General features: G+C 64.0%; 24 protein-coding genes and 1 pseudogene. 10 read left to right on the top strand and 15 right to left on the bottom strand.

Annotated features, from left to right (window positions below; translation table 11 throughout):
* Nucleotides 1–143: 143 nt before the first annotated feature.
* From G3436_RS07640 to G3436_RS07615, 6 genes are all read right to left on the bottom strand, one after another.
* Nucleotides 144–812, bottom strand: coding sequence for a hypothetical protein (locus G3436_RS07640; protein WP_163943164.1), 669 nt, complete (start codon nucleotides 810–812; stop codon nucleotides 144–146).
* Nucleotides 813–891: 79 nt separating this feature from the next.
* Nucleotides 892–1,386, bottom strand: a complete 495-nt coding sequence (locus tag G3436_RS07635; RefSeq protein ID WP_163943162.1) for a DUF1543 domain-containing protein — start codon at nucleotides 1,384–1,386, stop codon at nucleotides 892–894.
* Nucleotides 1,387–1,401: 15 nt separating this feature from the next.
* Nucleotides 1,402–1,953, bottom strand: coding sequence for a hydrolase (locus G3436_RS07630; RefSeq protein WP_163943159.1), 552 nt, complete (start codon nucleotides 1,951–1,953; stop codon nucleotides 1,402–1,404).
* A gap of 108 nt (nucleotides 1,954–2,061) precedes the next feature.
* On the bottom strand, nucleotides 2,062–2,781 hold the full coding sequence (locus G3436_RS07625) for an alpha/beta fold hydrolase (protein ID WP_163943156.1): 720 nt from the start codon (nucleotides 2,779–2,781) through the stop codon (nucleotides 2,062–2,064).
* Nucleotides 2,782–2,791: 10 nt separating this feature from the next.
* A complete protein-coding gene (locus tag G3436_RS07620) occupies nucleotides 2,792–3,016 on the bottom strand; it encodes an MbtH family protein (protein ID WP_163943153.1) in 225 nt (74 codons plus the stop codon).
* Nucleotides 3,017–3,098: 82 nt separating this feature from the next.
* Nucleotides 3,099–3,341 (bottom strand): helix-hairpin-helix domain-containing protein, encoded by a 243-nt coding sequence (locus G3436_RS07615; RefSeq protein WP_163943150.1) that lies wholly within the window; start codon nucleotides 3,339–3,341, stop codon nucleotides 3,099–3,101.
* Nucleotides 3,342–3,474: 133 nt separating this feature from the next.
* Here G3436_RS07615 and G3436_RS07610 point away from each other — a divergent pair, with 133 nt between their 5' ends.
* The 3 genes and pseudogenes from G3436_RS07610 (at nucleotide 3,475) to G3436_RS07600 (ending at nucleotide 6,009) form a co-directional block, all read left to right on the top strand.
* Nucleotides 3,475–4,089, top strand: a complete 615-nt coding sequence (locus G3436_RS07610; protein WP_163943147.1) for a LysE family translocator — start codon at nucleotides 3,475–3,477, stop codon at nucleotides 4,087–4,089.
* A 59-nt stretch (nucleotides 4,090–4,148) separates the two neighbouring features.
* Nucleotides 4,149–5,158 (top strand): annotated as a pseudogene (locus G3436_RS07605) (ABC transporter substrate-binding protein).
* On the top strand, nucleotides 5,155–6,009 hold the full coding sequence (locus G3436_RS07600) for an ABC transporter permease subunit (protein WP_163943144.1): 855 nt from the start codon (nucleotides 5,155–5,157) through the stop codon (nucleotides 6,007–6,009). Before G3436_RS07605 ends, G3436_RS07600 begins: the two are co-directional and overlap by 4 nt.
* Nucleotides 6,010–6,015: 6 nt before the next feature.
* Here the strand turns inward: G3436_RS07600 and G3436_RS07595 are convergent, their stop codons facing one another.
* Both G3436_RS07595 and G3436_RS28485 read right to left on the bottom strand, forming a co-directional pair.
* A complete protein-coding gene (locus tag G3436_RS07595) occupies nucleotides 6,016–6,555 on the bottom strand; it encodes a cysteine hydrolase family protein (RefSeq protein ID WP_420801185.1) in 540 nt (179 codons plus the stop codon).
* A gap of 210 nt (nucleotides 6,556–6,765) precedes the next feature.
* Nucleotides 6,766–12,276, bottom strand: a complete 5,511-nt coding sequence (locus G3436_RS28485) for a dermonecrotic toxin domain-containing protein (RefSeq protein WP_163943138.1) — start codon at nucleotides 12,274–12,276, stop codon at nucleotides 6,766–6,768.
* Between the two features lie 329 nt (nucleotides 12,277–12,605).
* Here G3436_RS28485 and G3436_RS07585 point away from each other — a divergent pair, with 329 nt between their 5' ends.
* From G3436_RS07585 to G3436_RS07575, 3 genes are all read left to right on the top strand, one after another.
* Entirely contained in the window at nucleotides 12,606–13,625 is a 1,020-nt protein-coding gene (locus G3436_RS07585; RefSeq protein WP_163943135.1) for a branched-chain amino acid aminotransferase, read from the top strand.
* A 174-nt stretch (nucleotides 13,626–13,799) separates the two neighbouring features.
* On the top strand, nucleotides 13,800–14,480 hold the full coding sequence (locus G3436_RS07580; RefSeq protein WP_163943132.1) for a response regulator transcription factor: 681 nt from the start codon (nucleotides 13,800–13,802) through the stop codon (nucleotides 14,478–14,480).
* Nucleotides 14,458–15,846, top strand: coding sequence for a sensor histidine kinase (locus G3436_RS07575; RefSeq protein WP_163943129.1), 1,389 nt, complete (start codon nucleotides 14,458–14,460; stop codon nucleotides 15,844–15,846). Before G3436_RS07580 ends, G3436_RS07575 begins: the two co-directional genes overlap by 23 nt.
* A 7-nt stretch (nucleotides 15,847–15,853) precedes the next feature.
* Here G3436_RS07575 and G3436_RS27410 read toward each other — a convergent pair whose 3' ends face one another.
* Nucleotides 15,854–16,021 carry a hypothetical protein gene (locus G3436_RS27410; RefSeq protein ID WP_243667047.1) on the bottom strand — a complete coding sequence of 56 codons (168 nt, stop codon included), beginning with the start codon at nucleotides 16,019–16,021 and terminating at the stop codon, nucleotides 15,854–15,856.
* A 14-nt stretch (nucleotides 16,022–16,035) separates the two neighbouring features.
* Nucleotides 16,036–16,482: a TetR/AcrR family transcriptional regulator gene (locus tag G3436_RS07570; protein WP_243667046.1), complete on the bottom strand. Its 447-nt coding sequence runs from the start codon at nucleotides 16,480–16,482 to the stop codon at nucleotides 16,036–16,038.
* Between the two features lie 131 nt (nucleotides 16,483–16,613).
* On the opposite strand from G3436_RS07570, the gene G3436_RS07565 reads away from it, so the two are divergent.
* Entirely contained in the window at nucleotides 16,614–17,684 is a 1,071-nt protein-coding gene (locus G3436_RS07565; protein ID WP_163943127.1) for a sugar phosphate isomerase/epimerase family protein, read from the top strand.
* The gene (locus tag G3436_RS07560; RefSeq protein ID WP_163943124.1) at nucleotides 17,681–18,523 is read left to right on the top strand and encodes an alpha/beta fold hydrolase; all 843 of its coding nucleotides are present in this window, start codon (nucleotides 17,681–17,683) and stop codon (nucleotides 18,521–18,523) included. The genes G3436_RS07565 and G3436_RS07560 overlap by 4 nt, the downstream gene beginning before the upstream one ends.
* A 43-nt stretch (nucleotides 18,524–18,566) precedes the next feature.
* On the opposite strand, the gene cysS is transcribed toward G3436_RS07560, so the two are convergent.
* Nucleotides 18,567–19,949, bottom strand: a complete 1,383-nt coding sequence (gene cysS / locus G3436_RS07555) for a cysteine--tRNA ligase (protein ID WP_163943121.1) — start codon at nucleotides 19,947–19,949, stop codon at nucleotides 18,567–18,569.
* Nucleotides 19,950–19,959: 10 nt separating this feature from the next.
* Nucleotides 19,960–21,663, bottom strand: coding sequence for a glutamine--tRNA ligase/YqeY domain fusion protein (locus G3436_RS07550; RefSeq protein ID WP_163943116.1), 1,704 nt, complete (start codon nucleotides 21,661–21,663; stop codon nucleotides 19,960–19,962).
* Between the two features lie 235 nt (nucleotides 21,664–21,898).
* Between G3436_RS07550 and G3436_RS07545 the strand changes: the two genes are divergently transcribed.
* Both G3436_RS07545 and lpxH read left to right on the top strand, forming a co-directional pair.
* Nucleotides 21,899–22,402: a peptidylprolyl isomerase gene (locus G3436_RS07545; RefSeq protein WP_163943112.1), complete on the top strand. Its 504-nt coding sequence runs from the start codon at nucleotides 21,899–21,901 to the stop codon at nucleotides 22,400–22,402.
* Nucleotides 22,399–23,121: a UDP-2,3-diacylglucosamine diphosphatase gene (gene lpxH / locus G3436_RS07540; RefSeq protein ID WP_163943109.1), complete on the top strand. Its 723-nt coding sequence runs from the start codon at nucleotides 22,399–22,401 to the stop codon at nucleotides 23,119–23,121. The genes G3436_RS07545 and lpxH overlap by 4 nt, the downstream gene beginning before the upstream one ends.
* A 118-nt stretch (nucleotides 23,122–23,239) precedes the next feature.
* Here the strand turns inward: lpxH and G3436_RS07535 are convergent, their stop codons facing one another.
* The 3 genes from G3436_RS07535 to G3436_RS07525 form a co-directional block, all read right to left on the bottom strand.
* Nucleotides 23,240–24,769: a DHA2 family efflux MFS transporter permease subunit gene (locus tag G3436_RS07535; protein ID WP_163943106.1), complete on the bottom strand. Its 1,530-nt coding sequence runs from the start codon at nucleotides 24,767–24,769 to the stop codon at nucleotides 23,240–23,242.
* Nucleotides 24,766–25,968, bottom strand: a complete 1,203-nt coding sequence (locus G3436_RS07530; protein ID WP_163943103.1) for an HlyD/EmrA/EmrK family protein — start codon at nucleotides 25,966–25,968, stop codon at nucleotides 24,766–24,768. Before G3436_RS07530 ends, G3436_RS07535 begins: the two co-directional genes overlap by 4 nt.
* A 15-nt stretch (nucleotides 25,969–25,983) precedes the next feature.
* Nucleotides 25,984–26,355, bottom strand: a 372-nt coding sequence (locus G3436_RS07525; protein WP_163943100.1) for a TolC family protein, incomplete at its 5' end; no start/stop codon positions are given.

Here is a 26,355-nt window from a genome sequence, read left to right as displayed (position 1 = left end):
ACCGTCAGGCGGGTTCGATGCGCGCATTTACGACCTCGCGTGGAGGTACTTGCTACAAAGAGTTGTACACAAACCTCGCTTTGTACAGTCGCAAACAAAGAAGCGGTCGGCAGCGCCAGCCCGCTTGGCACTGCCGGCTCGCCTCAGCAGCCAGGCTTGTACAGTTCGGTACCGATGGTCACCGCATTGACTTTCACGTTCTTGAAGCTGTGCTGGGCCACTTCGTCGAAGCTGCGCTCACAGTTGAAGCGCGTCTCCATCACGAAGTCCTCCCCCTTGGCTTTGTGCATGGCGGCTTCCCATTGGTTGGCCGCTGCCAGTGAATCGTCACCGGCCAGCACGACCTCCAGCAGCACTTCGGTAAAGCCGATGGCACGCGGCCCCTGCCACAGCGCGTACGCCGACGGGTCGGCGGCATTGCCGCACATGCTCAGGCAACTGGCGTAGAACTCCAGATACCCACCGGTGGATTCGGCCATCGCCCCGAAGGTCAGGTCGTTGCCGGCTGGCGGCGCAAAGTCGCCGATGAACGAGTTCAGGTCAGCCTGGCAGGTGGACGACAGCTCCATGCGCAACGTGTTGACCGTGCCCCCGCCTGCCGTTGCAGTAATCTCGCACCCTTGCACCCGATAGGTGTGGCTGTCGCCCGCCGACGTGCGGGCCACACCGGCCACCGATTCGAAGTAGCGCAGATTGCTACCCAGCATCTCGCCATTGAACACCTGCGCGACCGTGGCCTGAGCCTGGGCCAGTACTGGCACGGCAGACAGGGCAAGCGTGGAACACAAAGCAAGCAGTGCACGTGAGCGCATTGAAACATCCTGTAGGTCAACGAAAATTCAGCGCGCACTGTAATCCACGCAGCCATCAGAAGGCCACCAGTTGACCGGATCAAGACAGCACGATGTAGTCACTGCGCTGCACCAGCGGCGCATGCGGCCCCGGTACCAACTGCGCGAACCGCCCGCCCACCTGATCGATCGCGATGCAGTCATCCACATCCAGCAACGCATCGGTATGCGCCTGCCCCCAGTCGCGGGCCATGTGCTGCTTGCCCTGCCGCCTGGCCTGGGCCTTGTCGCTCGCCACCACCAGTACATAGCGGTGCGCTTCGCCGAAGCAGCCCGGCTCGTAGCCGCCAAGGTTGATGAAGTACAGGCGTGGTTCTCCAGGCGCCGGTTGCACCTGGGACCATTGCAGCTGGTAGCCGTCGAGCCCGTCCACCTCGAACCAGGCGTCGATATGCAGCCCCTTGGGGCTGCCGAACCATTGCTCACGCAATTGCGGGTATGCCGCCTCGAGGGTAGGCGCCAGCACGAACACCACGTCATGGACCTCGATACGCGCGCGAGGGTGCTTGCCTCCCAGCATCACGACATACAGCATGCAATCACCCTCGCACTACGGCTGTTCGCCGACCAGAAAGGCCTTGCTGATGGCCCTGAAAGCCGGATGCTCGGCGCTGCCCATCAGCTCGAACACGACCATTTCACGGGTCACGATATGCGCGCCGGCCTCGCGCATGCGCTGCAGGCCCGCAGCCTTGTTGGCAGCACTGCGGCTGTCACAGGCATCTTCGACCACGAACACCTGCTTGCCCATTGCCCGCAGGCCCAGCACGGTCTGCAGCACACAGACGTGGGTTTCCATACCGCACACGATCACCTGCCCGCGGGCCAGCAGGCTCTCAGGCAGGCAGTTGGCAGCCACGCAGGAGAAATGCAGTTTTTCCACCACCTCGCTCGCCGGAGCAGCCGCCTTGAGCGCTGCTACTGTCGGCCCCAGGCCTTTTGGATACTGTTCGGAGATGACCGTCGGCAACCCCAGTTGCGCCGTGGCAGCCAGCAACCAGCGGGTGCGCGCCAGCGTACCCGCCGGATCGCTGACCGCGCCGATGAGTTTTTCCTGAACGTCGATGACCAGCAAGGTGGCCTGGGAGGGGTCGATCAGCATTGCGTGCGCTCCATGGCGGGCGCCAGGTCGGCACGCTGACCGCCTGGCTGCATTCGGGCTCAAGCTCCGACAGCAGGTGCTGCCAGAGCCCGCCGAATGCTACCACGCTCATGCGCTGAGGCGATGCGCCTCCAGCGCCTGGCTCAATACGCCCAGCACGCGGTCTTCCTGTTCATGGATGAAAAAGTGTCCGCCCGGGAAGACCTTCAGGGAGAAGTCCCCAAGGCTTTCCTGACGCCACGCCAGCAACTGCTCCTGGCTGGCACGATCCGCCTCGCCGCCGAGCACATGCACAGGACACTGCAGCGCCGGCCGCTCGCGGTACTGGTAACGCCCGCACAGCAGGAAATCGGCACGCAGCACAGGCAGGGTCAGGCTCATCAGCTCTTCGTTGGCCAGTACCTCTTGCGGGGTACCGCCCAAGGTGCGTAGCTCGTCGATCAGCTCCGGGTCGCTTTTGGGGTCGCGCCAGCCTTTGCCATCGTAGTCCTCACGGCGGGTCGGCGCAGCCGTGCCGCAGGCAAACAGCGCCACCGGCGCAGGGCAGCCCAACGCCCGCAGCTCGTGTACCAGTTCGAATGCAAGCAACGCGCCCAGGCTGTGACCGAACACCGCATAGGGCTGGTGGGCAACCCGGCATTGTTCGCTGGCCAGTTGCCGAGCCAGCGCCTGCATGTCGGTGTACAGCGGCTCGCCCAGACGCGCGCCACGCCCGGGCAGTTCCACCGGACGCACACTCAGCCACGCTGGCAACTTGCGTCGCCAGCGACTGTAGACCATGGCACTGGCACCCGAGTACGGCAGGCACAGCAGGGTCAATGACGACACAAGCCGGCCCTCACTGCGCGGTAGCGGTTTCAGCCATCTTCTGGCGCAGGCTCAGCGGTCGCATGTCAGTCCAGACCTCATCGATGTAGGCCAGGCACTCCGGCTTCAGGCCACTTTTGCCCACGGTACGCCAGCCGTTGGGGATGGCCTTGTAATCGGGCCAGATGGAATACTGTTCCTCGTGGTTGACCACAACCTGGAACACGATATCGTCGCGATCGAATACGGAAGTCATTGCCTGTCTCCTTCGTTGAATGAAGCTCGTCGCGCCGAGGCGTACGGGAGCTATCAAAGGAACGAACGGGCGAGACGATAAATTAGGCCGGCGCAGCGGCACGCGCCTGCGCGATCACTGCCTGGATCGCGGCGCGTGCCTGGGGGCTGTTCTTCCAGCAACTGGAGCCGACCAGGCCGGCCGCCTGGGTCACGATGTCCAGCGCATCGGCCTGGCTCAATTGCGCCAGCGAGTGGTAGCCCAATTGTTCGAGACGGGTCAGCACGGTAGGGCCGACGCCTTTGATGGCCAGCAGCACGGCGCGCTCTTGCGGGGAAAACTGCATGTTCACTTCCTTGTGGTAGATGAAGCAAAGCGTAACCCCCGCAGGGCTTGATGCCAACTGCGAAACATCTCGTAACCAGAAGCCCGCCTGTTTGTGTACAGTGGGCTGATTGCAGATTCAGGAGCACTTTCCCATGCTTGGTGTAACGGACTATGGCGCATTCATGATTGCCTTCCTTGTGCTGCTGGCGATCCCGGGGCCCGGCAACTTCGCCTTGATCACCGCAACCGGCAAGGGTGGGATCAAAGGTGGCCTGGCCGCCACCTTCGGCATCATTTTCGGTGACCAGGTGCTGCTGTGGCTGGCAGTGGCCGGCGTGGCGGCGTTGCTGAGCGCCTACCCGGCGGCGTTCCACACCGTACAGTGGCTCGGCGCGGCGTACCTGGCCTACCTGGGCTTGCGCATGGCATTGTCCAAGCCCGGCAGCGCACCGGTGCGGGCGATGAAGTCCAACCACTACCTGCGCCAGACCATGATGATCACCGTGCTCAACCCCAAGGCGATCATGTTCTACATGGCGTTCTTCCCGCTGTTCGTCGACCCGGTCCGGCACCAGGGGCTGGTAACGTTCGGCTTCATGGCGCTGACCATTGCCGCGCTGACGTTCCTGTACGGGCTGATCGCGGTGCTGCTGACCCACAACCTGGCCGAGCGCCTGCGTGCCAACCCCAAGGTGTCGAACCTGCTTGAACGTCTCGCCGGCCTGTGCCTGGTCGGGTTCAGCATCAAGCTGGCGGTGCTGCGCTAGCGCCCCGCTGGTGTCTACTACACTTGCTGACCTTCCCACGGCCAGGCAAGTGAGACGACATGAAGCGACTGATGCACTTGATAGGGGGCGCCCTGGTGGCGCTCGGCTTGCTGGCGCACAGCCATGCAGCGAATGCCCGAGGCCCCATCCACTTTGGCGACATTACCTGGGAAAGCGGCAGCCTCACCACCGAGATCCTGCGTTTCATCGTTGAAAAAGGCTATGGCTACCCGACCGATACCTTGCCCGGCAGCACCGTCAGCATGGAGGTGGCGCTGGCACGCAACGACATCCAGGTCATCGCCGAGGAATGGGCCGGCCGCAGCCCGGCCTGGGTCAAGGCCGAACAGGCCGGCCAGGTGTTCAGCATCGGTGACACGGTCAAGCACGCCGACGAGGGCTGGTACGTGCCAGCCTACGTGATCAAGGGCGATGAACAACGCGGTATCAAGGCGCTGGCGCCAGACCTGCACGCTGTCGACGACCTCAAGCGCTATGCCGCGGTGTTCAAAGATCCCGAATCGCCCGACAAGGGCCGCTTTCTCAACAGCCCCAGCGGCTGGACCTCGGAAACTGTCAACAGCCAGAAGCTCAAGGCCTATGGGCTGGATGCGCTGTATGTGAACTTTCGCAGCGGCTCCGGTGCGGCACTCGATGCCGAGATCACCTCGTCCATCCGACGCGGCAAACCCGTGCTGTTCTACTACTGGTCGCTACCCCGCTGATGGGCCGGTACCAACTGGTACGCCTTGAAGAGCCTGCTTTCGATGCCCAGGCCTGGGCCACCCTCACCGACGCCAGCAACCCCCAGCCTGTGGGCACGCGCTCGCTGCCGGCCAAGCTGTCGATCGGCGTGTCGGCAGCGTTTCGCCAGCAATACCCGGACCTGGTGACATTCTTTGCCAAGGTCGACCTGCCGATCGACACCCTCAACGCAGCCCTGGCAAACATGAACGAACAGCGCCAGCAACCCAGCGCGGCGGCGCAGGCCTTTCTCAAGGCGCACCCCGCGATCTGGCACGCCTGGCTACCGACCGAGGTGGCCGCCAAGGTCGAGGCAGCCTTGTGAGTGCGGCGTTTCCAGAGGCCCTGCACGTTTCGTTTGCCGACAGCATCAACCGCTTCGTGGACTGGCTGGTACTGGCCTACGGTGATCAACTGCGTGCCGTGTCGGACGCATTGCTGCAGCTGCTGGTGGGCCTGGAAAGCGTGTTGCGCATGACCCCCTGGTGGCTGTTGCTGGCCCTGGTGGCGCTGCTGACCTGGCATGCCACGCGCAGTGTGCGACGGGCGTTACTGTTGAGCGCACTGCTGTTTCTGATCGGTGTGGTCGGCTTGTGGGACAAGCTGCTGCAGACCTGTGCACTGGTGCTGGTCAGTACCGGCCTGTGCGTGGTGATCGGGGTGCCGTTTGGCGTGCTGCTGGCCAGCCGCCCACTGGCACGGCGCCTGCTGATGCCGGTGCTGGACGTGATGCAGACGCTGCCCAGTTTCGTGTACCTGATCCCGGTATTGATGCTGTTTGGGCTGGGCAAGGTCCCAGCGATCTTTGCCACGCTGATCTATGCCTTGCCGCCGTTGGTACGCCTGACAGAGCTGGGCCTGGCGCAGGTCGACCCGTCGCTGAGCCAGGCCGCCCAGGGCCTGGGCGCGAGCCGTTGGCAGCGCCTGCGCCGGGTCTCGTTGCCGCTGGCACTGCCGAGCATACTGGCAGGCCTGAACCAGTCGGTGATGATGGCACTGTCGATGGTGGTGGTCGCCTCCATGATCGGCGCACGCGGGCTGGGCGAGGACGTGCTGGCAGGCATCCAGACCCTGAACGTCGGCAAAGGCGTCGAGGCAGGCCTGGCCATCGTGGCACTGGCGGTGGTGATCGACCGCATCACCCAGGCCTACGGCAAACCCCGGCGCAACGCATAACGGGGCCTAGCGCTGTGCCAGAGCGAACTGCACTGCCTCGGTGGCGCACAGCGTGGCGAACGCACCGCCCAGGGTGGCGTTGTGGTGGGCGATGATGGCCTCGGCCGTCAGCTGCGGCGTGTCCATGCAAGTGTGCGCATCACTGACCAGCAGCGGCTTGAACCCGAACTCGGCAGCCACGCGGCAGTTGGTATCGATGCAATACTGAGTCTTCATGCCGACAATCAGCAACTCGTCGACCGCTGCCTGCTGCAACCAGTGGTGCAGGTCGGTGTTGAAAAATGCGCTGGGGCGCGACTTGTCGAACACTCGGTCGCGGCAAGGATCGACGCCAAGCTCAGGCAGCAGTTGCCATGCAGGGCTACCGGCAGCGATCGGCGAGCCGCCAGGGCCGGTGTGACGGGCAGCGAAAATCGGCACCTGCGCGCCACGTGCAGCCTCTATCAGCCGGTTGATATTGGCCAGTACCTGCTGCCCCTGCCAGGGCTGCTCGGCCCCCTGAAAAAGCCCGACTTGCATATCCAGTACCAGTAACGCGCGTTGCAGTTGCATGCTCTCTGTCCTTGAAGGCCAGCCCGAACGCGGAAACGACAAGGCCCCGTCCAGTGCTGGCGGGGCCTTGGGTGAAGCGCTGCGTTTACACTACACAGCCCACCAACGCCCGCCGATCGCGGTCGTGGTGGTCTGGGTCGAAGTACGCAGTTCAGTGGTCATGGATGCACAGTGCTACAGGCACCTGCGGTTCGTCAACCGCGATCAGGCATAGTCCACCCCGGCGCGGTTGGTCAGCTCGTCGATCAGGTTGCGCTCATCGTTTCTGAATGTCCGCTCCAGTGCGCTGATGCGTGCACTGGTCTGGTCGGGGGTGTCGTCCGGGTACAGGTCGGTGACCTCAAGCACCCGCGCTTCATACGCTTGCTTGAGCGCCCGGAAGCGCTCAGCGAAGGTTTCGCGCAGGTACTCTACCCAAAAATCGCGCTGCGCCGCATATGCCAGCAGGGGCTGCCCATGCTCGCCTTGCTGCACCCGCGTCAGTGCCCTGTCCAGCTCACCGGGCTGCAGGTTGGCGGAGGCTTCGTAGAGCATGCTGCCCGGCGCTAGCGGCAGGTCCAGAACCTGTGCCCAGCGCAAGCGATAGGCCAGACGCACCTCGGCCTGGTCACGCACCCCGGCCTGCTCCACAGCGATACTGTCCAACTGATGCAAACGGTACAAACGCCGCATCAGCCGATACAAGGTGGAGCCTCGTTGCAGCTCAGGCACATCCTGCAGCGCCCGCCGGGTGTACACCAGTACCTCCATCTGGTTGAACTCCAGGCGGATGCCATCCGGGCAGGTGGCATGCTGCACGATCTGCTCCAGCGGCTCTTGGGCCATGCCGTTGAGCGTCAGGCGCAGCTCGGTGTCCTGCGCCGCCGCCTGCAGCACCTGCCAGACACGGCTGACCAGGTCGGGCCGGGTTCTGGGGGTACGATAATCGGCGGTGTGCTGCAGGCGCGCGATCAGCCTGAGCAGGTCTTGGGCGTCATCACTGTCCTCGATCTGCTGCCAGGCCTGACGACGTGAGGCCTCCTGGTCCAGCGCCGCCTCCACCCAGGGTTCGACCGACGCTGTCGGCGCTTCGGGAGTCATGCCTGGGCTGTGGGTATGCTGGGTGGTGGCGTCAGAGCCAGGGGTGTCGGAGCTGTGCGGCTCGCTCTGGGACAGCGCCAGGATGTCATCGGGCAGGTCCATGGAAAATGCGAACGGGCGGTAATAGGACTCGGACACGTGTGCCTGACGCATGGTCTCGTAGTCCAGCGGGTTACCCCTCAGGTTGATCTCGCAGCGAAAGCGATCATCGCGCGCATTGCGCAGGATGGACGCCGGCAGCTCGGTAAGCTGATTGCCTTCCAGCGCCAGTACTTCCACGGCATGCGGCAGCATCCTACTGAGCCAGTCCGGCCAGCTGTGCAGCCCGACCTCGTTCAGGCTCAACAGGTGCAGGCGCCCCCGGCCCAGCCCGGTGACATCCGTGATCACCCCAAGCCGGTTGCCATCGAGCTCCAGCATGTCGAGCGCAGGTATCTGCGCAAAGAAATTCATCGCCGCCTGGTCAACGAGCAGCCCCTGGTCGGTCAGGCTCAGGCTTTCCAGCGCGCGCATGCGCAGCAGCGCGGCAGGCAACTCGGTCATCGGCGTGAGGTGGCCGGCGATGGCCAGGTCGTAGGTGTGCGCAAAACTGCCAAGAAAGTGATCCAGTTCGCCGGCGGTGGCACGTGGCCGGGTCAGGTGCAGGCGCACTACCCGTTCGTAGAAGAAGGGTGGCAAGCTGCGCGGAAACTCGGCCAGGGCGATATCTTCCAGGTGCAGCACCGCAGCGCCGCCCTGACGGGTGCGCAATGCCCAGTAGTTCAGGATGCCGTCCCCCAGGCGTCGGCGCGCAGCCAGGCGCTCCTCGCTCAACGCGGCGCTTGAGCCTGAACTCTGCACCCAATCCTCGATCGATCGCGCCAGTGTCGCGTGCTCCTGCACCATTACGCCCAGGTCTGCCTGGAGGATGTCCGGCACGTCAAGGTCGAAGCTGAAGCGCCGCCCTGCCCCCTCGTTCAGGCGCAGGTCGATGATCGTGGCACGGGGCAGCACATTGCCCTGCAGCCCAATGCGCGTGTGCCGTGCGGCCATCGGGTTGTGCACGACGAAGTCCGGCAGTTCGGTAATGCGGTTGTGTGCCAGCGACACCTCGGCCACCGTATCGAGCATCGCGCTGTTCAGCCAGCTCGGCCAGCGGGTGTTGCCTATCCAGTCGAGGCGCTCCAACCCCAGGTAATCGAGTTCAAAACCGCTGAAATCCAGCTCGCCCTCCAGCCAATTGCCGCTCAGGTCGAGTCGACGCAGATCGACAAGGCCGCGCAGCATATCGATTGCCGGCTGCTCCACAGGCAGGATGAGACGATTGACGCTCAGCGCGGTCAGCCTCGGGCAGCGTGCAACAATGATCCCCAACACGTTGACCGGCAGGTAGGCCGAGCTGGTGCCACTGCGACTGACCTCCAGGTCGGTCAGTTCACTGAAGCGTGACAGGAAGGTATCCAGTGGCGCATCCACCGTCACGTCGCTGAGCACCAGCGCCTGGGTGCGCGCATACATGAACCCGGGTAGCGACTCGGGGAAATCACTCAGCATGGTCGAGTCCAGGCGCAAGGCCGTCGCCGCGCCGCGGATCCCCAGCAGACCATTTGCCCGCCAGTGCGCCCACAGCGCCTGGCCGATCCGCTGCCGCCCCGCGCTGCGTGCCGGGGTCAGGTCGATGATCGCTGCCGACTCCAGCGCCCAGGCGTCGAGGCTGGCGCGCAGCGCCACCTGTTCGTCCAGCAGCCGGTCCAGGTGGGTGTTGATCTCGCTGCGGGTAAGGCCTGCCGCGTAAAAGTCCTGGAGGATGGCGTCAGCGTAGGCATCCTCGAATTCCAGCAAGCGGATCTTGTCCAGCAGCGTATCTTCGGTGAAGTAAGCCGCCAGCGCACCGCGCCCGCTCAGCGGGTAACCGAGCCTGCCATTGGCCAGGCGCATGGGCGAGCGGCTCGCCGGCTTGAGAGGCTGCAGTTGCAACTGCTGGCGCAGCACCTGGCGCGATGGCACGGGCAATGCCCGAATGACGCGCTTGAACTCGGCCGTCTGCCCCACGTGGGGCACCCCCAGCGCCGCGCGCTGGGCATCGGGGAGCGCATGCAGCAACGCGCCATAGATGTCATCGCGCCCATGCAGGTGCTGGTCCCTGGCATCACGCGCCAGGTAGCTATCACCCTCCTTGATCAGCACTTTGCGTTCAGGCGCATCAATGGCACCGATGCTGTCGATCAGGCGCCCCTCGAACGACAGCTCACGCAGCTCGATACGCAGCGTGGACGCCCAGCCAGGCAGGCGCTCCAGCGCATGCAGTACCAGCCTGTCGCTATCAACGTTTGGCACCGCCTCCAGGTACAACCCTTCGCAGGCGCGGGCCAGGCGCACCTGCTGCAGGTAGGCGCGGGCTTCCTCGGCAATACGCTCAGGCAAGCGCTGTGTACTGCTCAACTGTTGCAGCTCGGCGCTGCTGGCGTGGCTCAGCAGTTCTTCTGCGACCTTCACCGGCAAGCCAGGAAAAGCCTTTCGCACCAGCCCCACGTCGGCACGCCCGGTGCTATCCCACATAGCATAACGGGTAGCGAACAGCTCGCGCCGTTGCTGAACGCTCAGTTGCGAATCGCCATCCTTGATGGCCTGGTCGAGTTCGAAGCGCTGCAAGGTGTCTTCGAGCAGCGCCGGCGAGCGCTCGCCCTCTGCCAGTGCACGGCGCATTACCGCTTCGTGGGTATCGCTCACGCGCAACACCTGGCTGGCCACTTCATCGGACAAGACCGCGCTGCCGGGTTGCAGGCGCCGCAGCAGCTTCAGGCCCTCCCACGCCAATGGCTGCTCCGCTTCGCTGACCCAGGCGCCTGCGCCATTGTGGCGTACCACAGGCTCGTAGGCGCCTGCGCGGCGCGGGTGCTGCAGCCGATACGCTGCACCATTGGCCGATGGCTTGAGCGCATAGACCTGGCCGTCCAGCGCCAGCCATTGCTTGCCCTGATACTCGTAAAGCCCGGACGCATTGGGTTTGAGCCCGCGCGGTAGCACGATATCGTGGGCAAACGGTGCAAGCTCAGGCCTCCACAACGCAGTACTGCCATCTGGCCGTTGCACCGCACGCATCTGGCCGACCACCTCCGGCACCTCCACAGCAGCCGGCGGGCCATCCGCAGCCGCGCCGGCCGCAGCCAGCGCCGCCATCAATGCCAGGTTGTCGACGACGTCCATCAGGTAGCCGAACGCGGCATCGCGGTCGCCCTCGATCAGGCTCTCCAGGCCTTCGTAGGCTTCATACCCCAACTGCACGGCCGTCACGGCAAGCATTACCTCACCCAGCCCTGGCACGACAAAGGCAGCAACATTGGCCGCGTCGAACAGCTTGCCGGCAAAATAAAGCCACTTCTGCTCACGGCTCTTGTGGTCCTCGACAGCAGTAGGTACTGCATGGAACAGCCCGTCATCCTTGAGCACCGCAACTTTCTGCCGATAGAGCTGTGTCAGCAAAGGTTCGGTAAAACGCTGCGCGTCCAGCTGCAGCCTGGCGTTGCGGTCGAGCTTGTGCTCGTACCAGCCGGGGTCGGCAACCCAGACCTTGGGGTAGAACGCCGCGTGAATGCGCCTGAACAGCTCGTCGCGATGGCGGGCCGGCACAAAACGTTCGAAGAACCTCAGGTAGCCCGGTGTCTGCAGGGCGCTACGCAAGGCCTTGGCAAATGCGCTGGAGCTCGCGTACTCGCGCAGCGGGTTGATCGGATCATCGGGGATGTACACGGTAATCCTCTCGACCTTGGCGCTCGCGTCGCGGTCGGGGCTGATCACCACAATGCCGGTCAGTTCAACGCCCCACAGCCGCAGCGTACTGCAGGTCAGCGCCTTGTCCGGCAGCTGCGCCCCCGTGGGCAAGGCCAGCAGCGCCGCGTACGCGCCGGGGTCGATGGCATTCTGCAGATAGGCCAGGTGCACCTGCAGCCGGAACGCCGACTGTTCGAACAGCTTGAACGTCGTGGCACGGTTGACTGCTGCGGCATCGCTGGCATCGCCAGGCGCGGAAGGCGGGTTGAACGTGCGTTCGATCAATTGCTTGTACTGGCCGCCCAAATCGAGCTCGCGACACAGCGCAGCGAACGCCTCCGGCGCCAGGTCGAGCGTGGGGCCGGCGATGAATACCCCTTCAAGTGGGTATGCCGCATAGATCGCGGCCTTCGAACCGGTTTCATGGTCCATCCCGCCAGGCTCGGCCTGCGATGCCTCGAAGTTCTGCAACGCTGCCTTGAGCAGGCTCATCGTGGCGGCCTTGAGCGCCGTCTGCAGCATGACCAGCGGGTCTTGCGCCTCGAACGATACATCCAGCCTGACCTGCGCGGCGTGAAACAGGTAACAGGCACGCACGTCGATATCCAGCGCAAAGCGTTGTTTGAGGGCGGCCTTGAGCAAGGGCTCGGCGAACGCCTCGGCACTGGGCAACTGATCGAGTACCTGGTTCACCTGTTGCTGGTCGAACCGATGCACGGCGTGCTCGCCAAGCAACGAGGCGACCTGCGCGGCCTTTTCGTCACGGGCCAACTGGAACCACGGCAGGGGCTGGCCGAGCTTGCGGCGAAAGGCTGCACGCGTGCTGGCGTCGGAGGCTGTCAGCCAGGCGGGAATCTTGCTCTGCAGCAGGGCGTGAGGCGACACCCCTACGTGGGAATTCGTACTCGATAATGCGGGCAATAGTGTCGATCCAGACATGTTTGGCACCTAAATTCCTTTTAGTGGAACCCTCAGCCTAACCACCCCTGATGCTCGAAAAAATCGCAAATTCCTGTTGAATACCCTGGCCGAACCATCGCAACTTCGCGTGCAACGCGACGCTATGTACCACCCTGAGCGGCGCGTTGCTGCCACCCCGACACGGCGAATCTGCCCGAAGGCGTTCCCGATCTGCACGGGATGTATTATCGTGGCTGCTTGCGCAATATGCGTGGCCTGACCATACAGGCATTTGCCAACCGATCGAGGGTGCCATGAGTAACGAAAGCATTAACTGGGACAAGCTGGGCTTCGACTACATCAAGACCGACAAGCGCTACCTTTCCCACTTCCGCAATGGCGAATGGGACCAGGGCACCCTGACTGAAGACAATATGCTGCACATCAGCGAGGGCTCCACCGCGCTGCATTACGGCCAGCAATGCTTCGAAGGCATGAAGGCCTACCGCTGCAAGGACGGCTCGATCAACCTGTTCCGCCCCGACCAGAACGCCCTGCGCATGCAGCGCAGCTGCGACCGCCTGCTGATGCCGCGGGTACCGACCGAACAGTTCATCGAAGCCTGCAAGCAGGTGGTCAAGGCCAACGAGCGCTTCGTCCCGCCGCATGGCAAGGGCGCGCTGTACCTGCGTCCGTTCGTGATCGGCGTGGGTGACAACATTGGCGTACGCACCGCGCCCGAGTTCATCTTCTCGATCTTCGCCATCCCGGTCGGCTCGTACTTCAAGGGCGGCATGACCCCGCACAAGTTCCTGATCTCCGACTTCGACCGTGCTGCCCCGCAAGGCACCGGCGCTGCCAAGGTCGGCGGCAACTATGCGGCCAGCCTGCAACCGGGCTACGAGGCCAAGAAAGCCGGCTTCGCCGACTGCATCTACCTCGACCCGCTGACCCACAGCAAGATCGAGGAAGTAGGTTCGGCCAACTTCTTCGGCATCACCGCCAACAACGAGTTCGTCACGCCGAAATCAGCCTCCGTGCTGCCGGGCATCACCCGCCTGTCGCTGATGGAGCTGGCCGAATCGCGCCTGGGCCTGAAGGTGATCGAGGGCGACGTGCTGATCAACCAGCTGGACCGCTTCATCGAGGCCGGTGCCTGCGGTACCGCCGCGGTGATCACCCCGATCGGTGGCATCCAGTACGACGGCAAGCTGCACGTGTTCCACAGCGAGACCGAAGTCGGCCCGGTGACCCAGAAGCTCTACAACGAGCTGACCGGCATCCAGAGTGGCGACGTCGAAGCGCCGGCAGGCTGGATCGTCAAGGTCGCCTAAGCGTCTCGCGGGGCAAGCCCGCTCCCACATGGACTGATGCGATCCTTGTAGGAGCGGGCTTGACCCGCGCTGGGCTGTGCAGCAGCCCGCTTTTGCAAGATGAATTTTTCTTTAACCCGGGCACCGCCTATTCTTTGGCACAATCAAGTCTCCACACGCCGCCCAGGTAAGAGCATGCCCCGCGTACTGACTATCGAAGACGATGCCGTGACCGGCCAGGAAATCGTCGCCGAACTATCTGCCCATGGCCTGGAAGTCGACTGGGCCGACAACGGCCGTGAAGGCCTGGCCAAGGCCATTGCCGGCGGCTACGACCTGATCACCCTGGACCGCATGCTGCCCGAGGTCGATGGCCTGACCATCGTCACCACCCTGCGCAACCTCAAGATCGCCACGCCGATCCTGATGATCAGCGCCCTCTCCGATGTCGACGAACGCGTACGCGGCCTGCGCGCCGGCGGTGACGACTACCTGACCAAACCATTCGCCTCCGACGAGATGGCCGCACGCGTGGAGGTGCTGCTGCGCCGCAACAGTGTGCCCATGGCGCAGACCCGCCTGCAGGTCGCCGACCTGGAGCTGGACCTGATCAGCCACGAAGCCCGCCGCGGCGAACAGACCCTCAACCTGCTGCCCACCGAATACAAACTGCTGGAATTTCTCATGCGCCATGCCGGCCAGGTGATCACCCGCATGATGATTTTCGAGGAAGTGTGGGGCTATCACTTCGACCCCGGCACCAACCTGATCGATGTGCACATCGGTCGCCTGCGCAAGAAGATCGATGCCGCCGGCCAGACCCCGCTGATTCGAACGGTGCGGGGCTGCGGCTATGCCATTGCCGAACCCGTCTAAGGGCTGGAGCTCGTCCACCAGTCGCCTGCTGGCGCTGTACAGCTTTCTGTTCGTGGCCTGGAGCAGCATCCTCATGGGGGTGCTGTACTTCGAGGTCTCCGGCTACCTCAACAAGCTCACCCGCCACTCGCTGCTGCAACGCCAGCACCTGTTCGCGCATATGAGCGGCAAACAGCTGGACGATGCACTGATCGCAAGTCAGGCATTCGATGAGCGCAGCTTCGACGCCTACGGGCTGTTCGATGCACAGTTCAACCCGCTCGGCGGCCAGGTTCGCCAGGTGCCGCCCGAGCTGGGCCTGGACGGCAAGATCCATGAGCTGAGCCGCTGCCTGGACGCCGATGCCCCACGCACCCCCAAGGACAGCTGCGACGCGGTGGCCCTCAAGGTACGCGATGGCCGCTGGCTGGTGCTGGTGAGGGACAACGGCTCGCTGTTCGTGGTCACGCGGATCATCCTGCATGCCCTGCTCTGGGGCCTGTCGCTGACCATCATTCCCGGCATAGCCGGTTGGTACCTGCTGCGTCGGCGGCCACTCAAGCGCATCCGCGCGATCCAGGACAGCGCCGAACTGATCGTGGCCGGTGACCTCACCCATCGCCTGCCGCTGTCGCAACGGCGTGACGAACTGGACATGCTGGCGGCCATCGTCAATGCCATGCTCGACCGCATCGAGCGGCTGATGCATGAGGTCAAGGGTGTGTGCGACAACATTGCACACGACCTGCGTACGCCACTCACGCGACTGCGTGCCAAGTTGTACAGGATCCGCCAGCAGGCCGGGGACGACTCGGCCCAGTCCGATCAGCTGGACCAGGCCATCAGTGAAACCGACACGCTGATGGCGCGGTTTCGCGGCTTGCTGCGCATCAGCGAGCTGGAAGACCGTCAGCGCCGGGCCGGGTTTGTCGAGCTCGACCCACGGGCGCTGCTGGTAGAGCTGCATGATTTCTACCTGCCGCTGGCCGAGGATGGCGAGATCCAGCTGACCCTGGCGCTACCCGACCATCTGCCGGCGCTCAAGGGGGACCGCGAGCTGCTGTTCGAGGCACTGGCCAATCTGCTGGGCAATGCGATCAAGTTCACCCCGGCCGGTGGCCAGGTGCTGATACGCGCGCAGCAAGATGCCCAGGGCGTGCGGATCGATGTGGAGGACAGTGGGCCGGGCATTCCCGAAGCAGAACGCGAGGCGGTGCTCAAGCGTTTCTACCGCAGCGAGGAAGGCCATCGCCACAACGGGTTCGGCCTTGGCCTGTCGATCGTCGCGGCGATCGTGGACCTGCACGGTTTCGGCCTGGAAGTGGCGGCCAGCGAACTGGGTGGCGCGCGGCTGGTGTTGCAGTGTCGCCCGCGGGTGGCGAGCTAGGGCCGCGTCACGCCAATTGCTCGGCGACGCAAGCGCCGGGCCCGCCGGTCGCCCACACCAGCATCTGCAGCGCCGGCTCGATGGCCTTGTGCAGCCGCGCCCGCTCGATACCGTCGCGCGCCTGCACCGACAAGCCATGCAGTACCGTGGCGAAAAAATCCCCGAGCGCCTGCACGTCCGCCTGCGGGTTCAGCTCGCCCGCCTGTGCCGCAACCTGCAGCCGCTGGATGATCGACTGGGTCTTGTCGCGTCGATGCTCGGCCAGCCACTCGCGCACCCCGTCATTGTCGCCGAACAGTTGGTTGCGGCCGACACCACCATGCACCCCAGCGGCCCCTCAGGGCGGGTGTACAGCTCGACGGCGTCCAGCAACAGCCGCTCGATGGCCCGGTGCGCGGTGGGCTGGTCGCTCAGTGCCTGGGTCGAGAAGGCTCCTTCGTCACGCTCATACAACTCGATCGCTTCCTTGAACAGGCGCTCCTTGGAGCCGAACGCGGCGTAGATGCGTGCCGAGGCGATGCCCAGCGCTGCTACCAGGTCGTTCATCGACGTGGCCTCGAAACCGCGCGCCCAAAAGACGTCACGCGCGGTGCGCAACGCGGCGTCACGGTCGAATTGACGGGGTCTGCCTGCCATGGGTACGCGCTCCGGAACAACTGATCGAGGCACGCAGTATGGGCAATTGTTTGTTGAAAGACAAAGAATACTTGACGACCGGGCAGTGACCTTTTTATTGCTTGTCGATCGACAAACAATAGCGAGCCAAGATGAAAACGTTAAAAGGCCCCAGCCTGCACCTGGCACAATTCAGCGCCGCCGAGGCGCCCTTCGACTCCCTCGAGCACATCGCCCAGTGGGCAGCACAACTGGGTTTCAAGGCCCTGCAGGTTCCCGCCTGGGATGCGCGCCTGTTCGACGTCGAGCGCGCTGCCCACAGCCAGGACTACTGCGACGCGATTACCGCCATGCTGGCCGGGCACGGGCTGGTGATCAGCGAACTGACCACCCACCTGTTCGGTCAGCTGGTGGCCGTACACCCGGCGTATGACGTGATGTGCGACAGCTTTGCCCCGCCACACCTGCACGGCAACCCGGCGGCACGCACTGCCTGGGCGGTGCAGCAGCTCACCTGGGCAGTGATCGCCTCCAAGCGCCTGGGCCTGACCGACATGGGCACCTTTTCCGGCGCGCTGGCCTGGCCGTATGTGTTCCCCTTCCCGCAACGCCCTGAAGGCCTGATCGAGGCCGCCTTCGCCGAGCTGGGCAAGCGCTGGCTGCCGATCCTGGACACGTGCCAAGCGCACGGCATCAACCTGTGTTTCGAAATCCATCCCAGCGAAGACCTGCACGACGGCGCGAGTTTCGAGATGTTCCTCGACCAGGTCGAGCATCATCCGCGCTGCAAGATGCTCTTTGACCCCAGCCACCTGCTGTTGCAGCAACTCGACTACCTGGACTTCATCGACCTGTATCGCGACTACATCCGCATGTTCCACGTCAAGGATGCCGAGTTTCTGCCCACCGGCAGGCAGGGCCTGTACGGCGGCTATCAGCCCTGGCTCAAGCGTGCAGCGCGGTTCCGCTCGCTGGGTGACGGGCAGGTCGACTTCAAGGGCATCTTCAGCAAGCTGGCCGAATACGACTACGAAGGCTGGGCCACGCTCGAGTGGGAGTGCTGCCTGAAGAACCCGCACGACGGTGCCCGCGAGGGCGTGGCGTTCATCAATGCACACACGATCAAGATCACCGACACGGTGTTCGACGACTTCGCCGGTACACCGCTCGATCATGCCAGCATCGCCTCGGTGCTGGGCTTGCGCGGAGCACAACACGCATGAGCAGCCTCGACCATCACTATGCGAGCATCGACGGGCTGCGCCTGCACTACGTCACCCAGGGTCAGGGAGCACCCGTACTGCTGATCCCGGGCTGGCCGCAGACCTGGTACACCTGGCGGCAAGTGATGAGCACGTTGGCAGCCAGCGGTTACCAGGCCATTGCGGTTGACCTGCCCGGCATGGGCCTCTCCGACAAGCCGCTGGACGGCTATGACACCGGCACCGCCGCGGCGCGATTGGCCGGCCTGATGCGCCAGCTGGGGCACACGCGCTATGCAGTGGTCGGGCACGATGTGGGCATGTGGATCGGCTATGCGCTGGCCAGTGATGACCCCGACAGCGTGAGCCAATTGTGCCTGAGCGAGGCGGTGATCCCGGGCCTTGCGCCGGCGCCGTCGATCTTCTCTGCGCCCAAGCACAACCGTTTTCTCTGGCACTTCATGTTCAACCAGGTGCACGACTTGCCCGAGGCGTTGATCGCCGGACGCGAAGCGCTGTACCTGAGGTTCATGTTCGAGAACTGGGCGGTGCGCCTGGACCGCGTGGCAGTGGACACCTATGTGCAGGCGTACTCGGCGCCGGGTGGGCTGCGTGGCGGTTTTGGCTATTACCGGGCGATACCCGAGACGATCCGCCAGAATCAGCAGCGTGGGCTGACGCCACTGGCAATGCCGGTGCTGGCCATCGGGGCGGAACATGCTACCAACGATGCGCCGATGGTCACGATGACCGGGCGCGCCACGACCTTGCAGGGTGCAATCATCGAAGGTTGTGGGCATTTTGTGACAGAAGAGGCACCCGAGGCGTTCTGCGAACACCTGCTGGCTTTTTTACGCTGATGTAACCCTTTCGCGGCAAGGCCGGCGAAAGGGGCCACATCGATCAGTCGGCCAGGCGCCAGGTCGTTGCGCCCTTGCTGTCTTCCAGCACCACACCCATGGCGGTCAACTGGTCACGAATGCGGTCCGACTCGGCCCAGTTCTTGTCGGTACGGGCCTGCAGGCGCGCTTCAATCAACGCCTCCACTTGTGCTGCGTCGACCTTGCCCTCGGCACCGGCACGCAGGAAGTCATCGGCCTCCAGTTGCAGCACACCGAGCAACTCACCCAGCTCACGCAAGCGACCCGCCAGGCCGGCAGCCAGTTGCGGCTCGGCTTCGCGTACGCGGTTGATCTCGCGCACCAGGTCGAACAGCACCGCACAGGCTTCCGGTGTACCAAAGTCGTCGTTCATGGCCGCCGTAAAGCGCTCGACATACGCCTCGCCACCCTGCGCCGCAACGCGCGGCAAGCCACGCAGCGCATGGTAGAAACGCTCCAGCGCGCCCTTGGACTCACGCAGGCTGTCTTCGGAGTAGTTGATCGAGCTGCGGTAGTGGCTCGACACCAGCAGGTAGCGCACCACCTCCGGGTGATACTTGTCGAGCACGTCGCGAATGGTGAAGAAGTTGTTCAACGACTTGGACATCTTCTCGCCATTGATGCGAATCATGCCGCAATGCATCCACGCCTTGGCGTACTGCTTGCCGGTGGCCGCTTCGCTCTGGGCAATCTCGTTCTCGTGGTGCGGGAACTCCAGGTCGTTGCCACCGCCATGGATGTCGAAGCTCTCGCCCAGGCAGCAGGTCGACATCACCGAGCACTCGATATGCCAGCCCGGGCGGCCTGCGCCCCACGGCGACGGCCAGCTCGGCTCACCAGGCTTGACGCCCTTCCACAGCACGAAGTCGAGCGGGTCCTGCTTGGCCTCGTCGACCTCGATGCGCGCACCGATGCGCAGGTCTTCGATCTTCTTGCGCGACAGCTTGCCGTAGCCCACGAACTTGCCGACGCGGTAGTACACGTCACCGTTGCCCGGCGCGTAGGCGTAGCCCTTGTCGATCAGGGTCTGGATCATCGCGTGCATGCCGGCGATATGGTCGGTGGCACGCGGCTCCTGGTCGGGCGGCAGGATGTTCAGGCGCCGCTCGTCCTCGTGCATCGCGTCGATCATGCGTGCGGTCAACGCTTCGAACGGCTCGCCGTTCTGGTTGGCACGGTTGATGATCTTGTCGTCGATGTCGGTGATGTTGCGCACGTAGGTCAGGTCGTAGCCGCTGTAACGCAACCAGCGGGTAGCCAGGTCGAACGCGACCATGCTGCGACCGTGGCCCAGGTGGCAGAAGTCGTACACGGTCATGCCGCAGACGTACATGCGCACCTTGTTGCCATCGAGCGGAACGAAAACTTCCTTGGTCTTGCTCAGGGTGTTGTAAATGCTTAGCACGACGAGTTCCTTAGCTGCCCCACGAATCGCGCAGGGTCACGGTGCGGTTGAACACCGGCTGACCCGGCTTGGAGTCTTTCAGGTCGGCGCAGAAGTAGCCTTCGCGCTCGAACTGGAAGCGGTCTTCCGGCTGGGCCTGGCCCAGTGAAGGTTCCGCACGACAACCGCTGAGCACCTGCAGCGAATCGGGATTGATGTTGTCAAGGAAAGTGCCGCCGTCTTCGGTCTTCTCGGGGTTGGCCGAACGGAACAGGCGGTCGTACAAGCGCACTTCGCACTCCACGCTGGCCGCTGCCGGCACCCAGTGGATCACGCCCTTGACCTTGCGCCCTTCGGGGTTCTTGCCCAGGGTGTCGGGGTCGTACGAGCAGCGCAGCTCGACGATGTTGCCCTCGGCATCCTTGATCGCCTCGTCGGCGCGGATCACGTAGCTGCCACGCAGGCGCACTTCACCGGCCGGCTCCAGGCGCTTGTAGCCCTTGGGCGGCGCTTCCATGTAGTCGTCGCGATCGATGTAGAGTTCACGTTCGAACGGCAAGGCACGCACGCCCATGTCTTCCTTGGGGTGACGCGGCAGCTCGAGGTGCTCGACCTGGCCTTCGGGGTAGTTGGTGATCACCACCTTCAGCGGGCGCAGCACACACATGGCGCGCGGTGCGGTGCGATCGAGGTCGTCACGGATGCTGAACTCAAGCATCGACATGTCGACTACGCCGTCGGAACGGTTGGTGCCGATCATTTCGCAGAAGTTGCGGATCGAGGCCGGGGTGTAGCCACGACGACGGAAGCCCGACAGCGTGGACATGCGCGGATCGTCCCAGCCATTGACGTGGTTCTCGTCGACCAGTTGCTTGAGCTTGCGCTTGCTGGTGATGGTGTAGTTCAGGTTCAGGCGGCTGAATTCGTACTGGCGCGGCTTGGCCGGCACCGGCAGGTGGTCGAGGAACCACTCGTACAGCGGACGGTGGCTTTCGAACTCCAGGGTGCAGATCGAGTGGGTAATGCCTTCGATGGCGTCCGACTGGCCGTGGGTGAAGTCGTAGATCGGGTAGATGCACCATGTGTCACCGGTCTGGTGGTGATGGGCATGACGAATGCGGTACAGGATCGGGTCACGCAGGTTGATGTTCGGCGACGCCATGTCGATCTTGGCGCGCAGCACGCGCTCACCGTCCTTGAACTCGCCGGCCTTCATGCGCGCGAACAGGTCGAGGTTTTCCTCGACGCTGCGCTCGCGGAACGGGCTGTTCTTGCCAGGCTCGGTCAGGTTGCCACGGTATTCGCGCGCCTGCTCGGGGGTCAGGTCGCAGACGTAGGCGTTACCCGCCTTGATCAGCTCGACGGCCCACGCATGCAGTTGGTCGAAGTACTGCGAGGCGTAGCGCACCGGGCCGGTCCACTCGAAGCCCAGCCACTTGACGTCGCTCTGGATGGCGTCGATGTACTCCTGGTCCTCTTTGGCCGGGTTGGTGTCATCGAAGCGCAGGTGACAGGCACCGCCGAATTCCTGGGCCAGGCCGAAGTTGACGCAGATCGACTTGGCATGGCCGATGTGCAGGTAACCGTTGGGCTCTGGTGGGAAACGGGTGACGATACTGCTGTGCTTGCCGGCGTCCAGGTCGGCCTGCACGATCGGGCGCAGGAAGTTCACGGGTACGGCGGGCGCGCCTTTGGCAGCGGCGTTCGGAGCGGTGTCGGCGGTGGGCTTGCTCATAGGATCCTTGAAATACCGGTACACGGCCTGGGTAGGCCGACTGAATCAAAGGGCTTATCATAGCCCAAGCGCCCGAGCTGCCGACAGGGCAGCGCCGACAAACTGGCGCGATATTCGACTGGCCGGGCAAAAAAACTGCCGTGACCTGCGTATCGTGGCCTGTAAACTGTGCGTCAGGGTGTATACGCGATCCTGCGCTCCCCTTTCAAATGCCTTTAAAAGCGAGATTTCAAGCATGACCCAAGTCAAACTGACCACCAATCACGGTGACATCGTCATCGAACTGAATGCCGAAAAAGCCCCGATCACCGTGGCCAACTTCATCGAGTACGTCAACGCTGGCCACTACAGCAACACCGTATTCCACCGCGTCATCGGCAACTTCATGATCCAGGGCGGCGGTTTCGAGCCAGGCATGAAAGAGAAGAAAGACAAGCGCCCGAGCATCCAGAACGAAGCCGACAACGGCCTGAGCAACGACAAGTACACCATCGCCATGGCGCGTACCATGGAGCCGCATTCGGCCTCCGCGCAGTTCTTCATCAACGTCGCCGACAACAGCTTCCTCAACCACAGCGGCAAGAACGTGCAAGGCTGGGGTTACGCAGTGTTCGGTAAAGTCACCGCCGGCACCGACGTGGTCGACAAGATCAAGGCCGTGGCCACCGGTTCCAAGTCCGGTCACCAGGACGTGCCGGTCGAAGACGTGATCATCGAGAAAGCCGAGATCACTGAGTGATACTGCTGATCTCTGATCTGCATCTGCAAGAAGAACGCCCGGACATTACCCGGGCGTTTCTTGATCTGCTGGCAACCCGTGCCCGCAGCGCGCAGGCGCTGTACATCCTCGGGGATTTTTTCGAGGCCTGGATCGGCGACGACGCCATGACGCCCTACCAGGTGTCCATCTGCCAGGCCTTGCGTGCGCTGAGCGACACGGGCACCCAGGTGTTCCTGATGCACGGCAACCGCGACTTCCTGATCGGCCAGGCGTTCTGCAAGGCCGCTGGCGTCACCCTGCTGGCCGACCCGAGCGTGGTCGAACTGGGCGGTGAGCCGGTGCTGCTGATGCACGGCGACAGCCTGTGCACCCGCGACGAAGGCTACATGAAACTGCGCCGTTACCTGCGCAACCCGCTGAGCCTGTGGATTCTGCGGCACCTGCCGTTGCGCACGCGCCAGAAGCTGGCGCGCAAGCTGCGCAGCGAAAGCCGTGCGCAAACGCGCATGAAGGCCAACGAGATTGTCGATGTGACGCCCGAGGAAGTGCCGCGGGTGATGCAGCAACATGGCGTGCTGACCCTGGTGCATGGCCATACCCATCGCCCGGCGATCCACAAGCTGGTGGTAGGCAATACGCCGGCGCGACGTATCGTGCTGGGCGACTGGGACCGTCAGGGCTGGGCGTTGCAGGTGGATGAACAAGGGCTCCAGCTGGCTCCCTTCGACTTTGCCTGATCCGGCCTCTTCGCTGGCAAGCCAGCTCCCACAGGATGCGCAGTGACCTCGAAATCACCGCTGTACCTGTGGGAGCTGGCTTGCCAGCGAAGTCAGCGCAGCGCGCTGACGCTGTTGCTCAGTGCCCCGCCGACGCCGGCCCGGCCTTGGCTGCAAACGGCGGCTTGGCCAGCCACACCAGCAGCACCAACCCGGCAAACACCCAGCCCATCAGGGTGAAGTAGTCCACCGTCGACATCATGTACGCCTGGCTGTTGAGCATCTGCTCCAACTGCGCATACGACTGCCCGCTCGCCCCGCCCAGGTGGTTGAGCGTCTCGCGCGTCGCCGGCTCATAGGTACTGATGCTCTCGCTCAGGTACGCATGGTGCTGGTCGGCCCGGCGGATCCAGATCCAGGTGGTCAGCGACGCGGCAAAGCTGCCGCCCAGGGTACGCAGGAAGGTCGCCAGCCCCGAACCGTCGGCAATCTGCTGCGGTGGCAGGTCCGAGAGCAATATGCTCAAGGTCGGCATGAAGAACAGCGCCACGCCGATGCCCATGAACAACTGCACCAGCGCAATGTGCTGGAAGTCCACCTCGTTGGTGAACCCGGCACGCATGAAGCAACTCGCGCCAATCGCCACGAACGCCAGCCCTGCCAGCACGCGCAGGTCGAACGTGTGTGCGTACTTGCCCACGAACGGTGACATCAATACCGGCAGCAAGCCGATCGGCGCCACCGCCAGCCCCGCCCAGGTGGCGGTGTAGCCCATCTGGGTCTGCAGCCACTGTGGCAGGATCAGGTTGATCCCGAAAAAGCCCGCATAGCCCCCCACCAGCACGATAGTGCCGATACGAAAGTTGCGGTACGCGAACAACCGCAGGTTCACCACCGGGTGCTTGTCGGTCAGTTCCCAGATGATGAAGATGGCCAGGAACACCACCGAGATCAGGCTGCCGATCACGATGAAGTTCGACTCGAACCAGTCCAGGTCATTGCCCTTGTCGAGCACGATCTGCAACGCCCCGACCCCGACGATCAGGCTCAGCAGGCCCACGTAGTCCATCGGCTGGCGGCTGGTGGCGACCGGCCGCGTGCGCATCTGCTGGCGCACCACGGCGGCGGCAAACAGGCCGATCGGCACGTTGATGAAGAAGATCCACGGCCAGCTGTAACTGTCGGTGATCCACCCGCCCAGAATCGGCCCGGCAATCGGCGCCACCACCGTGACCATCGCCAGCAGTGCCAGCGCCATCCCCCGCTTGGCCGGGGGGTACACCGCAATCAGCAGGGTCTGGGTCATGGGGTACAAGGGGCCGGCGACGATGCCCTGCAGCACGCGAAAGCCCACCAACTCCGGCATCGATTGCGCAATGCCGCACAGGAACGAAGCCAGCACAAACAGCAGGGTGGCCCAGATAAACAGCTTCACCTCACCGAAACGCCGGCTCAGCCAGCCCGTCAGCGGCAAGGCAATCGCGTTGCTCACGGCGAACGAGGTGATGACCCACGTGCCCTGCTCCGAACTCACCCCCAGGTTGCCGGAGATGGTCGGCAGCGCCACGTTGGCAATGGTGGTGTCGAGCACCTGCATGAACGTCGCCAGCGACAGGCCGATGGTGGTCAGCAGCAGGCTCGGCGGAGTGAAGGACGCCTGGCCGCTCATCGTTGCGCGGTCTTGCCGGAGGCGGCGCTGTTGTCATGGATCAGGCGCGCGATCAGCGTGTCGGCCTCAACCAGCTGGCGGTCATACACCTGGGTGGCGAACGAGGCTTTCTGCGGCGGCTGTTGCGCCAGCACCGGGCCGCTCTGGTCGTGCAGGTCCACATCCACCTGGGTCGACAGGCCGATGCGCAGCGGGTGCTGGGCCAACTGCTCGGGGTTGATATGGATACGCACCGGCACGCGCTGGACGATCTTGATCCAGTTGCCGGTGGCGTTCTGCGCCGGCAACAGGGCAAACGCGCTGCCGGTACCGGCGCCCAGGCTGTCGATGCTGCCGCTGAATTTCACTTCGCTGCCGTACAGGTCGGCGACGATGTCCACCGGCTGGCCGATGCGCATGTTACGCAGTTGGGTTTCCTTGAAGTTGGCGTCGATCCACAGCTGGTCCAGCGGGATCACCGCCATGGTCGCGGTACCCGGCTGCAGGCGTTGGCCCAGCTGTACGGTGCGCTTGGCCACGTAGCCCGTGACCGGCGCCACCAGCGTGGTACGGGCGTTGTTCAGGTACGCCTGGCGCAGGTCGGCGGCAGCGGCCATGACTTCGGGGTGCGAGGAGACCACGGTGTCATCTACCAGGGCGGTGGTGGTATTGAGCTGCTGCTGGGCATTGCTCAAGGCGCTCTGTGCCGAGGCCAGGTCGTCACGCGCATGCGACAGCTCTTCCTGCGAGATCGCCCCGCCGGCAGCCAGGGTCTTGCGGCGGCTGTAGTTTTCCTGGGCCTTTTGCAGCTCGGCCTTGCGCGCCGCCACCTGGGCCTTCTGCCCGTCGACGTTGCTGTACAGCCCGCGCACCTGGCGCACGGCGCGCGCCAGCTTGGCCTCGGCGCTTTGCAGGCCGACCTCGGTGTCGCTCGGGTCGAACTGGATCAGCACCTGGCCGGCCTGCACCAGGTCGCCATCATCGGCGCCGATGCTGGTCACGGTGCCGGTCACCAGCGGGGTGATTTCCACCACGTTGCCGTTGACGTAGGCGTCGTCGGTGCTTTCGCTCCAGCGCCCATAGAGTTCGTGCCAGGCCCACACGCCGGCGCCGAGTACGAGTACGAGCACCAGCAAGCCGAGCAGCAGCGTCTTGCGTTTACGCTGGTTGTTGAGGTCCTGCGCGGTAACGGCAGTGTCCGGGGAAGTTGCAGTGGCCATGACAAATACCTTGGCTTATTGATTTCGGGAGGTCGATGGCAATGCAGCCGCCTGGGTATCGGCCTGGTAGCCGCCCCCCAGTGCCTGCATCAACTGGATCGACAGGTCGATCTGTTCGGCGTTCAATTCGGCCAGCTGGCGCTGCGACTGCAGCAGTTGCTGCTCGACGCTGAGCACGTCCAGGTAGTTGCCGATACCGGAGCCATAGCGCTGCATCACGGTGTCATACGACTGCTGGGCGATGTCGGTGGCGTGCTGCTTGGCCGCGATCTGCTGGCCCAGGGCGTGCAACTGGTCGATGCTGTCGCTGACCTCGCCCAGTGCGCGCACCAGGCTCTTGTTGTACTGCGCCACGGCCAGGTCGTAGTCGGCGTCGCGGGCGTCGAG

Source organism: Pseudomonas brassicae, from assembly GCF_010671725.1.
In the GTDB taxonomy this organism is placed as follows: Bacteria; Pseudomonadota; Gammaproteobacteria; order Pseudomonadales; family Pseudomonadaceae; genus Aquipseudomonas; species Aquipseudomonas brassicae.
The sequence above is the reverse complement of the archived record's forward strand: the minus strand, read 5'-3'. Positions and strand labels throughout refer to the sequence as shown.